This window comes from Bacillus coahuilensis m4-4 (genome assembly GCF_000171615.1).
Lineage (GTDB): Bacteria > Bacillota > Bacilli > Bacillales > Bacillaceae_K > Bacillus_T > Bacillus_T coahuilensis.
In genome coordinates this window covers 1-11,189 of record NZ_ABFU01000027.1, presented here as the reverse complement: position 1 = coordinate 11,189, position 11,189 = coordinate 1, and the positions used below count along the sequence as shown (strand labels likewise).

At 37.9% G+C, this 11,189-nt stretch carries 7 protein-coding genes and 5 pseudogenes; all 12 read right to left on the bottom strand.

Annotated elements, in window-relative coordinates; translation table 11 throughout:
• Positions 1 to 16: 16 nt before the first annotated feature.
• A complete protein-coding gene (locus M44_RS20815; protein ID WP_010171926.1) occupies positions 17 to 268 on the bottom strand; it encodes a hypothetical protein in 252 nt (83 codons plus the stop codon).
• A 579-nt stretch (positions 269 to 847) separates the two neighbouring features.
• Positions 848 to 1,949: pseudogene (spoVE, locus tag M44_RS20810) on the bottom strand (stage V sporulation protein E).
• 73 nt (positions 1,950 to 2,022) lie between these two features.
• A pseudogene (gene murD / locus M44_RS20805) lies at positions 2,023 to 3,367 on the bottom strand (UDP-N-acetylmuramoyl-L-alanine--D-glutamate ligase).
• A pseudogene (mraY, locus tag M44_RS20800) lies at positions 3,368 to 4,343 on the bottom strand (phospho-N-acetylmuramoyl-pentapeptide-transferase).
• The gene (locus tag M44_RS06100) at positions 4,340 to 4,585 is read right to left on the bottom strand and encodes a hypothetical protein (protein ID WP_010171921.1); all 246 of its coding nucleotides are present in this window, start codon (positions 4,583 to 4,585) and stop codon (positions 4,340 to 4,342) included. The pseudogene mraY and the gene M44_RS06100 overlap by 4 nt, the downstream one beginning before the upstream one ends.
• Positions 4,582 to 4,776: a hypothetical protein gene (locus M44_RS06095; RefSeq protein ID WP_010171918.1), complete on the bottom strand. Its 195-nt coding sequence runs from the start codon at positions 4,774 to 4,776 to the stop codon at positions 4,582 to 4,584. Before M44_RS06095 ends, M44_RS06100 begins: the two co-directional genes overlap by 4 nt.
• Before the next feature lie 176 nt (positions 4,777 to 4,952).
• A pseudogene (locus M44_RS20795) lies at positions 4,953 to 6,807 on the bottom strand (stage V sporulation protein D).
• A 214-nt stretch (positions 6,808 to 7,021) separates the two neighbouring features.
• Positions 7,022 to 7,237 (bottom strand): PASTA domain-containing protein, encoded by a 216-nt coding sequence (locus tag M44_RS29815; protein WP_420167096.1) that lies wholly within the window; start codon positions 7,235 to 7,237, stop codon positions 7,022 to 7,024.
• Between the two features lie 81 nt (positions 7,238 to 7,318).
• Positions 7,319 to 9,198, bottom strand: a pseudogene (locus M44_RS20790) (penicillin-binding transpeptidase domain-containing protein); the annotation flags it as partial.
• Between the two features lie 20 nt (positions 9,199 to 9,218).
• Positions 9,219 to 9,572, bottom strand: coding sequence for a cell division protein FtsL (gene ftsL / locus M44_RS06080; protein ID WP_010171912.1), 354 nt, complete (start codon positions 9,570 to 9,572; stop codon positions 9,219 to 9,221).
• A 30-nt stretch (positions 9,573 to 9,602) separates the two neighbouring features.
• Positions 9,603 to 10,538: a 16S rRNA (cytosine(1402)-N(4))-methyltransferase RsmH gene (gene rsmH, locus M44_RS06075; RefSeq protein ID WP_010171909.1), complete on the bottom strand. Its 936-nt coding sequence runs from the start codon at positions 10,536 to 10,538 to the stop codon at positions 9,603 to 9,605.
• 25 nt (positions 10,539 to 10,563) lie between these two features.
• Positions 10,564 to 10,995 (bottom strand): division/cell wall cluster transcriptional repressor MraZ, encoded by a 432-nt coding sequence (gene mraZ / locus M44_RS06070; protein WP_010171897.1) that lies wholly within the window; start codon positions 10,993 to 10,995, stop codon positions 10,564 to 10,566.
• Positions 10,996 to 11,189 lie beyond the last annotated feature (194 nt).

Below are 11,189 nucleotides of genomic sequence, written 5' to 3'. Positions count from 1 at the left end.
AGCTTGCTGAACTACTTTATCCACTACTGTTGGTATTCCCAAATTGCGCATCTTTCCATTTTCTTTGGGATTCCACTCTTAAGCCAGCTTGTGGTTGGTATTTTCTTGTTCTGATGCGCCTGCGCAGTTCATCCTTGTTCTCTTTCAGATATTGTTTCAGTTCATCGACTGTTACTCCATCAACTCCACTCGCGCCTTTATTTTTATATACACGCAAGTAGGCTTCATTCATATTTTGATTACTCAAAATCTGTTCTAGAAGTTCCACACTCGTTTCTCCTTCCCTCTCACGTAATAAGTGATAACTCCCTTTTGGTTTTCCTCTGAGGTACGCTCATACTTTCCCCATTAACACATTCTGAGTAGGTCACTTACGCATTCGTGGCGTTGAAACACTATAAATTGTTTAGCCCTTCATGAATTACTTCATTACTATGGCTTCTGCTGACTTCTTGCGACAAACCTTTTTCGACTGTACCTACGTACATCCGCAAGACCTCCCAGGGTAAGACAACTATCCTTCCTCTTTTACTTGCCTGATTTACCCTACAAAGTTACGCACATCTTTTGGACTTTGACTTGTTATGGAGCCTTATCCCTTTGTAGAGCCTTAGTATCAGGTTTCTGTTCGTCAAGCCAAGATTTTATTCCACGCTTCCTCCAGCCCTTACCTCACGATAAGTACCTTGCGCTTCCTTAGTGGTTGGTCGATGTGTACCCCCACAGTGGACTTTCACCACCTAGATAGTTGCCATGCCTGGCACACATAAAAAAAGAGGCGTCCAGTCGTAGGACTGGACGCCCTTTAAGAAATGTAGCAATAGTCTTTGGGATTCACTTATTACTGTTATAATTTTGCATATCGACTTATATTTAATAATACACCCACCGCAAGCAACATAAGAGTTAATGAAGATCCTCCGTAACTTAAAAACGGCAATGTAATACCAGTAACAGGTATTAAACCTGTAACGACACCGACATTAATCATGACTTGAATCGCAATCATCGAAACGACCCCTAAAGAGACAAATGTGCCGTATAAATCAGGTGCACCTAGAGAAACTCGAATACCTCTCCACAGCAGTAAAGCAAACAACAATAATATAAAGCTACCTCCGATAAATCCTAATTCTTCCGCTATGATCGCAAAAAATAAAATCATTTTGAGGCTCCGGAAGGTAAAAGAATTTTTGTCTACTTTCACCTAGCCCTAAACCAAACAATCCACCTGGTCCAATAGCAAACAAAGATTGAATCATTTGAAAGCCACTCCCAAGGGGATCTTCCCAAGGATCAAGGTAAGAGGTAATTCGCTTTATACGATAGGGAGCAGAAATAACTAATCCTGCAAAGCCAACAAGGCCCATCAATCCTAACCAAATAAAGTGTCTAATTCTTGCACCCGATACAAACACCATTGTTACACAAGTACCAACCAGCACAGTGCCCGTTCCTAAATCTGGTTGCAGCATAATGAATCCAAACGGTAAAAAAATTAGCCCTAGTGTTGGTAGTAGACCTTTTTTGAAAGAAGTTATGTACTTCTGCCGATCAATTAAGAATTTGGACAAATAAGCAATCATCGCGAGTTTCATAAATTCTGAAGGTTGAATTGAAAACGCCCCTACTCCAATCCAACTTCTTGATCCGTTCCGTAACACCCCAATACCAGGGATTAAGACAGCAACGAGTAAAACAAAACATATAATTAAAATTGTTTTACTGTACTTCCTCCATGTCCAATATTCTATATTCATTACAACAAACATTGCTACTAGACCCACACCTGCAAACAGAAGCTGTCTTTTTGCAAAGTAAAAGGAATCACCAAACTTATACTCCGCCCAAATGGCACTTGCGCTATACACCATAATAATTCCTATACTAAGAAGAACTAATGTTACGATTAGTAAAATAAAATCCGGTGTTGATTTTTTCACATTCAATGGAGTCACCTCGGGGACAGTCTAGATTAAGAGCATTTCTCTAGCTGTTCTTCGTCCAATAGACAAGCTCTTATTATAACTTATGCACTGCCTCAATAAACATGTCTCCACGAACCTCAAATGTTTTATATTGATCCCAAGATGCACAGGCTGGTGAAAGCAAAATGACATCTCCCGGTAAAGAATTCTCATAAGCAACAGGGACAGCACTCTCCACATTTCAACCGACACAATCCAGTCTATACCTGCTTTCTCCCCTGTCTGACGCCATTTATCAGCAGTTTGTCCAAACACGACTAATCCCTTAACATTTTTAAGGAAGGTATTAATTCATCAAATCCATTTCCTCGGTCAAGACCTCCAGCAAGCAGTATGGTAGGTTCTTCAAATGCATCTAAAGCACTCTTACATGCTAATATATTAGTGGCTTTAGAGTCATTATAAAAACGTCTCCCGTCTTTTTCTGTTACAAACTGAGTACGATGCTTCACACCGGAAAACGAAGTTAATACTGAGACAATAGCAGAGTTTTCAGCTCCATGAAGCTTTGTTGAAGCAACCGACGCTAAAATGTTTTCAAGATTATGCTTACCTGGTAAAGCAACTTTATTTAAATCTATTATTTGTTCCTCTTTGAAATAAATGCTCCCATCGTAAACATAAGCACCTTCTACCTTTTCATATAGAGAAAAAGGAACCTTGTGCGCTTTTGAATCCTCTATTAATTCTCTTACTTCAACTTGATCATAGTTATACACTAAATAGTCCGAAGGGGTTTGATTTTCAGTAATTCTTTTCTTCGCAAGTGCATATAGGGTTTTTGAACCATGATAATCTATATGAGCTTCATACAGATTTGTTAAAACGGCAATTTGTGGACGGAAAGTATTGATCCCCATTAACTGAAACGATGATAATTCAACAACCATTACATTTTCTTCCGTTGCAACTTGTGCCACTTCAGATGCAACTGTACCAATATTTCCAGCGATTAATGGATTTTGATTACTTTCTGCTAAAATGAGATCGATCAACGTTGTAGTAGTTGTTTTTCCATTCGTTCCTGTAATCCCGATCATTGGTGCTAAGGAAATTTGGTACGCTAGTTCTACCTCCGTGATGATCGGGATATTTCTTTCTAAAGCGCCCTCAATAATTGGATTTGTATAAGGGATGCCAGGATTCTTGATAATTAACTCGAAGCCTTCATCCAAAAGTTCAATAGGATGCCCACCGCAAATAACTTTTATTCCTTCTTCAAGTAAACCCATAGCTTCAGGATTTTCCTTTAACGGTTTCACATCATTTACGGTAACAAAAGCATCTAATTTGTGGAGTAGTAAAGCTGCACTTACGCCACTCTTAGCAAGTCCTAATACCAATACTTTTTTATGTTCATATTCTCTAGTATTTTTCACTTACATCCACACCTCAATGTACGTTGCAATAATGGCAAACAATAATCCTACTGTCCAAAATGTTACGACTACTCTCCACTCTGACCATCCGATTAGTTCATAATGGTGATGAAGTGGACTCATTCGGAACACTCTTTTTCCTGTTGTCTTAAAAGAGATAACCTGGATAATGACAGAAAGGGTTTCTATAACAAATACTCCTCCAATTACAATTAACAAAATCTCAGACTTCGTTAGTAATCCTAAAGTAGCAAATGCCCCTCCAAGTGCTAGCGATCCTGTATCCCCCATAAATACCTTAGCAGGATGGGCATTAAATACAAGGAAGCCTAATACAGCACCAACTATTGCAACTGAAGCAATGGCCACTTCAAACTGTTGATTGTTCCACGCAATAATTGCTAGAGTTCCGAATGCTATGGCAGCCGTACCTGAGACAAGGCCATCTAACCCGTCTGTTAAATTGACTGCATTGGAAAAGCCGACGAGCCAAAAAACAACAAACAACATATAGAACCAACCTAAATTCAACGTTGCATCTGTTAACGGTATACCTACTTCAGTCGAGTACCCATTTCCTGTATACACAAAATAGAAAATCACAGAAATAATAATTTGGCCTAGTAATTTTTGTTTTGAATTTAAACCTAAATTTCTTTTCATGACCACTTTAATAAAGTCATCTAGGAACCCAAGTAATCCAAATCCTAAGGTCACTAATAAGATTAAATACGTCTCCACATTTGGTACAGAAAAATAGGAAGTCATAATAAACGTCGCTAACGCAATCGAAATTAAAATGACAATTCCACCCATTGTAGGTGTACCCGTATTTTTTTTGGTGAGATTTTGGTCCTTCTTCTCTAATGCTCTGTCCAAATTTCAATCTTCGCAAGAATGGAATAAAAATTGGAGAAAGTACTACCGTTATTAAAAAGGCTAATAAAATTGTGTAAATAATCACTTGTTCAATCATTTTTCTTCCCCTCCCACTTGCACATCATTTTTCATACTCTTCTCATAGCTTTCTAGTTTAACCAAAAAGCTAGTGTTGATTGGAAAGGGGGATGTTAATTCTTTTTCTATCATTTCTAAAATCTTCTCCCATTTTGTAGTATCTTCTTCTTTTAACTTTGCAAGAAATTGTCTAATGAATTGTACCGTATCTTCAACATAAAAGACAGGAAATAGTGTAGGAACAAAAGAAGGTAGATTCATTTTTTATTTACAACAACAGCAATTGCACCTTTTGTGATTGCCTCTAAAAAATCTTGATCATTTTGTAAATAAACATAAAGAGATTTTGACTGACATGTGCTTGCTCTTAAAGCTAGAGTACTGAATGTTAAAGATCCACTATAGCCAGTAACATTATCATACAAACCTTCTAAGAAAGTAGTTGGAAACAAATAGAATCATTCCTAGCTTCTCAATTTGTCTTTCTAAGGATACGGGAAGCACATTCAATAAAACAAACTGCTTCTCTATTTTACTCTAAATCAATCTTGAATGCTATGAGAGACAATAGAATATCCTAGTACATTCTATTCACCTATGGCTAGTCCATATCACCGAAAGACCATTCTTATTCAAAATACACTCGTATCTTAGAACCTCCTTGTACCCTAGTTCCAGGATCAGGCGATTGCTGGACTACTTGATTTCCTTCTCCTTCTGCTTCAAGCTGGAAGTTAAGTAGCTGTTGAGATAAATCTTTCTTAGTTAATCCAATTAAATTCGGAACTTCAATATATGGGATGTCTTGCCATGTTCTCTTCTCTTTTTCAATCTGCTCTTTCCTAGGTTCTACTTCAAGAGCATGCATAATATCTTCCATCATATTCCCTACGATTGGAGCGGCTACCACTCCACCAAATTGAACAGTTCCTTTTGGATTATCAACAGCTAAGTAAAGAACCACTTTCGGATCATCCATTGGAGCAACTCCCATAAAGGATACAATATGGTTGTTTTCTAGATATCGTCCATTTTCAGCTTTTTGAGCTGTTCCCGTCTTCCCGCCTACTCTATAACCGTCAACATAAGCTCCCCCACCGGTACCTAATGCTACGACACTCTCAAGAGCCTCTCGAACCTGTTTAGACGTTTCTTGAGAAATAACTTGCCCTTTTGCCACAGGAGAATTTCTCATCACTACTTCTCCTGTTTTCGGATCGACTAGTTCTTTTGCAACATAGGGCTGATACAGTGTGCCACCATTAACAGCAGCAGCCACCGCTACTACTTGTTGAATAGGGGTAACAGCAACACCTTGACCAAACGCAGTCGTTGCTAATTCAACTGGGCCAACTCTATCAATATCAAATAAAATACCTGCGCCTTCACCTTGGAGATCAATACCCGTTTTCTTACCAAATCCAAATGCATCAATATATGAAAATAACGTCTCCGTACCAAGTCTCTGCCCTAGCTCTACAAAACCTGGGTTACAAGAGTTTTGAACTACTTCTAAAAAAGTTTGATCTCCATGACCACCACGCGTCCAACAATGTAAGGTAGATCCTCCAACTTCAACATGCCCCGAATCATAAAAGTTTTCATTATGAAGATCGACCACCTCTTCTTCTAGCGCTGCCGCTAACGTAATAATTTTAAATGTTGAACCTGGTTCATACGTACTCCAAATGGGTAAGTTACGATTGTAAATTTCAGGTGATACGTCCTGAAAGCTACCAGGATCAAAGTTTGGCCTTGATGACATACCAAGTATTTGACCTGTATTTGGGTCCATTGCAATCGCTACAATTCCATCTGGATTATACAATGCCTCTGCATTGTCAAGCTCCCGTTCCATAATGGTTTGAATTTGGGTATCAATCGTTAAATATAAATCCAATCCATCAACTGGTTCTGCGTAATCATCTGCCATATCAGGCATTTTTTTGTCCTTTTGCATCAGAATAATACTGAACATACCCTTTATCCCCACTTAACTCTTTATCATATGAAAGTTCAAGTCCCATTAATCCTTGATTATCTATTCCTGCAAATCCCAAAACATGGCTTAAATAGCTTCCATAGGGATAATATCTCGTTGAATCCTCACCGATGTACACTCCATTTAGCTTTAAACCTTCAATTTCTTGAGCTTTTTCATAGCTAATCTTTCTTCCTTCAGGTATACGAACAATGCTAGCTACTTTTGTAATATATTCATACGCCTTCTCTACATTCATATTTAAACTTGCTGCAAGCCTCTCTGCTGTAGCAGTAGGATCTTTAACTTGTCTAGGCACAACAAAAACAGTTGGTGAGCTTTGATTGGTTGCTAGCTCTACTCCGTTTCGATCTAATATCTTCCCTCTTTCTGGTTCAAAAGGAATATTTCTGCTCCAAAGCTCTTTAGCTTCGCTCGTTAAACCATTTCCCATAATAAATTGTACGTACGCTAACCTGAAATCTATAATTCCAAAGATCATAAGACCCCCTACTAAAATAAGAGCTAGTCTTTTTCGCACGGTTACACTAGACACTCTCTTCACCTACACTACCTCCTATACCTATTATCGTTACACTATATGCTTGTACAACGACTGATATGAAAGTAGAGACTACAGCTATGAGTATTTCTATTATTTTGGATTATAAGTAAAAAAATGCCAGTTGATAGAATATCAACTAGACATTTTAATCTTAATCTTGTGGTAAATCTTCCTCTGTTATCTCTTCATTTTCTTGTGTACTTGACTCTTCATATGTTTCAAACGTGACAACGAGTGGCTCCCCTTCATGAACAATTTGACCAGGAGTAACACTTTGTTTTATCACGAATCCACTACCTAACATATGATAGTCCGACTTCGTGGCTTCAATCACTTTTAATACATCACGTTGAGACCATCCGATCATATTTGGCACCGTCTTTTCTCCATCTGTCACTACAATAACTTTCTCACCTTCAAGCACGGTAGCTCCTGGATTTGGCACGGACCCGATAACCTTATCACCATTACCTATTATGACCACGTCAATTCCTTTTTTCTGCAATCCTGTTTGGAAAGATTCTACGGATTGTTTTTCAAAGTTTGGAACCTTAGTAGCCTTTGGTTCAGCATTATTTGTAGGCTGTATGGCTAAATATTTTAAAGAATTCTCCATCACCGTATTGAATACTAATGATACTGGAGCAGAACCACTTTCATATACATCCAGTTGGGGTTGTTGAACCGCTACATATACGATTAATTGTGGATTATCCGCTGGCGCCATACCTAAGAACGAAAATAAATAATTTTCAAGTCCAGTCATGTACCCTGATCCATCTGGGTTTGGAATCTGTGCCGTACCCGTTTTTCCAGCTACGGTATAACCAGATAATTTAAACGGTTTTCCTGTACCATTCTCAGCAGAAACCGTGCTTTCTAGATAACCTCTTACTTTTTCTGCTGTATCCTTTTGAATAGGTGTACCTACAGTGATCGGTTCATTTTTGTATATCGTCTTATTAGAGGTAGGGTCTACAACTTTATCAATGATATAGGGCTTTAACATCTCTCCATTCCCAGCTATAGCAGTTTCTGCTTGAATAAGCTGCAAAGGAGTTACGGTCGTCCCCTGGCCAAATGCCGTTGTAACCTTTTCTAATGGATAATTGTATAAAATTTTTCCACTTGTTTCTCCAGGAAGTTCTATTCCTGTTTTTTGTCCAAAATGAAAATCATTTAAATAGTCTAAATATCTATCTTGCCCAATTTTTTCTAGCAAATAAGCCATTGCAACATTAGAAGATCGTTGAAACCCTTCTAAAAATGTAATGGGACCCCAACCACGTCCTTGGTTGTGATCGCTTATGGTCCCTCCGGCTGCTTTGTATTGTCCAGATTGATAATAGTCATTGGGATTAAACACCCTTCTTCAATAGCTGCAGCAAGGGTGAAAGTTTTCATAGTTGAACCAGGCTCATATGAAAATTCGACCACTTCATTATGCCAGTTTTTCTCAAGCCCCACTCTATCACTTGGATTAAAACTTGGTCGCTGGCCCATTGCAAGAATTTCACCCGTTTTTGGGTCTGCCACAACTGCAAGCATCTTTTCAGGAGAATATTTCTCTTCAGCCTCTGTTAGCGCCTCTTCTAAAAACGTTTGGATTGTTTTATCAATGGTTAGATAAATATCCTGTCCATCCTGAGGAGAGGTAATAATTTTTTCACTATAAGGGAGAATATACCCCCAAATGTCAGAATTATAATTATATGCGCCTGGACTTCCCGTTAGTTGTTCATTCCAGCTCAATTCTATACCCATTTTACCCACAGTTTGATTGTCTTCCTTTTGCGCATATCCAATTAAGTGAGAGGCAAACATACTGTTCGGATAGAATCTTATTGGGCTTGGGTTAAATATGATTCCCGGTAATTCTTCCTCTCTAATTTGTTCCATAATAGTATGGGACAAATCTCTTCCTTTCGAACCAAACTCTACTTGGAACAGCTTGGGATTGCTTTCCTTTTTCTTTAGTTTTTCAAGTATTGTTTGTTCATCTAAATCTATATATTGAGACAAAACGGCTGCGGTCGTTTCATAATCCACTACATGCTTCGGATTATCTTCATCAGTCGTCACTGAATCATCTAAAATAGCTACCAAAGTGTATGCAACGCTATCTTCAGCTATCACATCTCCATTTCGGTCATAAATTGTCCCACGCTTAGCCTCAATTACTCCTTCTTTATGGTATATTTCTTCTGCGTATTGGTTTAAGTCTTTTTCGTTCACTTCACCAGACACTTGAATACTAATAAATCGACTAAATAACAGAAAAAAGAGCAGTATAAAGATCCCAAGTAGAATCACTGCTCCGACTTTCATACCATCCTGTTTCCACATAATCACTCGACAACCTTTACATTTTGTTCTTCTAGTTTCAATCCTGCTGCCTTAGCTTTTTCAAGGATACGCTCATATGTGCTTAGTTCACTCACTTGAATTTGTAACTCACTATTCACCTTCGTTGTTTTTTCAATAGAGGACTCAACTTGTTGAATATCTTTATTTACACCATATATTGCGGCTTGTGTGGTAACAATTTGCAAAGCAAACATACTCATTATCACAATGACCATGGAGAATAGTAGTTTCTCACCTAGTGTAAACTCGAGCTTCTTCCGCTTCGGTGCTTGTTTAGGTGATACATGAACCTGTTCTTTTGTCTGTTGTTGGTATTGTCTAGCTAAATTACTCAAGTATAGCTCCTCCTCTCAATAATTTAAATCTTATCTATTTTTTTCAGCTACTCGAAGTTTGGCTGATCTTGAACGATTGTTATGAGCTAATTCTTCATCAGAAGGTAAGATTGGTTTTCTAGTGACAATCTTTAATTTGGGTTCATACCCTTCAGGGATAATTGGAAGTCCTGGTGGTAATTCAGGTCCTTTAGAATATTCCTTAAATAAATTCTTACAAATTCGATCTTCTAAAGAGTGGAAAGTAATCACACTCATTCTTCCACCTTTATGTAAAAGCTGAATTCCATCTTTGGCAGAATCCTCAAAAGCTGTAAGTTCATCATTGACTGCTATTCGAATCGCTTGAAAGATTCGCTTCGCAGGATGTCCACCTTTTCTACGCGCTGGAGCAGGTATTCCTTCTTTAATTAATTCAACTAGTTCACCTGTTGTCTCTATAGGATTTACCTCTCTAGCAGCTTCAATTTTCCTCGCAATTTGTTTTGAGAATTTTTCTTCACCATATTGGAAAAAAATTCGAACAAGCTTCTCATAAGACCACTCGTTCACTACTTCGTATGCACTTACTGCTCCTTGGAGATCCATCCTCATATCAAGAGGTGCATCATGATGATAACTAAATCCTCGTTCTGGTGTATCAAGCTGCGGAGATGAAACTCCTAGATCATAAAGAATTCCATCAACACCCATAACTCCAAGATTTGTAAGTTCTGATTTTAAATATCTAAAATTACTTTTCACATAGGTCACTTTGTCACTATACGCATTTAATTTTTCTGCAGCGTGACGTAAAGCTGTTTCATCCTGGTCAAACGCAAATAAATGACCTCCTTCACCTAATTGAGAGAGCAAATATTCGCTGTGACCAGCACCACCTAATGTACAGTCAACATATATTCCATTTGGCTTTATTTTTAATTCATCTACAGTTTCTCGTAATAACACAGTTGTATGGTTAAACATATTTTCACCTTTCCAATCGAATAGACTAAATATCAAAGCCTATCATATTCTCGGCAATTTCCGCAAAGGAATCTTCTGAGTTTGTGAAATAGTCTTCCCAAACCGGCTTGCTCCAAATCTCAATTCGATTGGAAACCCCGAGGACCACACATTCTTTTTCTAATGACGCATAAGAAACAAGACTTGTTGGTAAGTTAATTCTTCCTTGCTTATCAATTTCGCATTCTGATGCACCTGAAAAGAAAAATCTGGTAAATGCCCGTGCATCTTTCTTTGTTAGTGGGAGGGTCTTTAGTTTATCTTCTAATATTCTCCACTCGTTCATGGGATAACCAAATAAACATTGATCTAATCCCCTTGTGATAACGAAGGATTCTCCTAAGTTATCTCTAAATTTTGAGGGAACGATCAACCTGCCTTTTTGATCTATATTATGCTGATATTCGCCCATAAACATAATAGATCCCCACTTTCTATCATAAATGTACCACATCCCCCCACCTTTTAACCTAACTTTTTTTAAAAAAAGTAATAAAATTAAATTGTATATGCATTTTTTTTATGCTAGGACGTTAATAATTGAGACACAAAAATCTCATACAAATGGCTTAAAATATAGAATCCAGTAAATATTGTAGTCAACTAAGAAGA

What these genes read in the sequence shown, in the direction of transcription:
- mraZ (WP_010171897.1), bottom strand. Translation starts at nt 10,995, where the DNA reads ATGTTTATGGGCGAATATCAGCATAATATAGATCAAAAAGGCAGGTTG.
- M44_RS06100 (WP_010171921.1), bottom strand. Translation starts at nt 4,585, where the DNA reads ATGAATCTACCTTCTTTTGTTCCTACACTATTTCCTGTCTTTTATGTT.
- rsmH (WP_010171909.1), bottom strand. Translation starts at nt 10,538, where the DNA reads ATGTTTAACCATACAACTGTGTTATTACGAGAAACTGTAGATGAATTA.
- M44_RS29815 (WP_420167096.1), bottom strand. Translation starts at nt 7,237, where the DNA reads ATGATCGGATGGTCTCAACGTGATGTATTAAAAGTGATTGAAGCCACG.